Genomic DNA, 1,146 nt, shown 5'->3' on the forward strand with positions numbered 1-1,146 from the left:
GACTGATACTTGTACGGTAATTAGGGGCAGTCATTGTCGTGACTGCTCTTTTATTTATTTACCGGTAAGTCATATGGCTTAAAAAAACTCATATAGTGTTCTGCCTGTTTTTAAACTACCGTTCCCTTTTGGTACGCCACACCTGTTAACATCACAGAGCGCAACCTTCGTAATAGTTTTCGAGCAATGTGAATGATTGCAAAGGTGCCTTTCATCCTTTTGGTCAGCGCCTGATAACTCTCCATCAGGGCCGGATCGATTCGTATGGCTGCCCAAGCTGACTCTATCAATGCCGTACGTAATTTTTTATGCCGTCTTGAGGTAATACCTCGGTCCCGGTCTGTTTCTCCGCTACTGTTTTTATCAGGGCAGAAACCTACAAAACTATTCAGCCGATCAAATCCCTTAAAACGGTTGATGTCACCTATTTCCAGTAAAAACAACATCGCCGTAATGGGGCCGATACCAGGAACACTGGTTGCCAGGTTTGCAGCTGAATTATACTTGCCCTTCCTGAGTTCCCGCAGTTTCTTTTCCACCTTCAGCAGCAGTTGACGCAATAATTTGATCTGTTCCAGCATCAGTAACAGGGTATCACCTAATTCTTCCTTTAAACCCTGCTCCTGCACCCACTTCAAGAAACAATTGCTCCAGCTATTCCTGGCAAAAGCAGACGGTATTTCAATACCCTGGAATTTCAACAAACTTTTCAGCCGGTTTTTACTTCGGTTGATATCTCCCACCAATGTTGAACGGTAACGTATCAGGTTTCTTTCCTTTTGAAGCGTTTCATCCGGTATATCAATCCCTTTTAGGTCTTCAGACTCCAGGTCACGAGCAAGTTTCAGGGCATCTACCGGATCGGTTTTACGCTTTCTTTCTTTATCAGTGGTTGACACGTCTGCCGCGTTCACCACTATACAATCCATTCCCGCTGTTTTTAACCTCCTTTGTAAATTAAATCCCCACGAACAACTCTCATATACACATTTAAAATCAGCCCCACTATAATGACTGCGCAAATGTTTAATTAATGCGTCACTATCAGCTGCCATACGATGATTACCAAGACAGATCCCTTTATACACCTTGGCTACCTGGTAGTCCTTTTGATGCACATCGATCCCTACACAAATCGTTTTACCG

General features: G+C 43.5%; 1 protein-coding gene. It reads right to left on the minus strand.

The features are described 5' to 3' along the window. Positions 1-110: 110 nt before the first annotated feature. The coding region (locus tag BMX95_RS34375; protein WP_090519769.1) for an IS110 family RNA-guided transposase at positions 111-1,146 on the minus strand (1,036 nt) is incomplete at its 5' end.

This window comes from Niastella yeongjuensis (assembly GCF_900110245.1).
GTDB classification, from domain to species: domain Bacteria; phylum Bacteroidota; class Bacteroidia; order Chitinophagales; family Chitinophagaceae; genus Niastella; species Niastella yeongjuensis.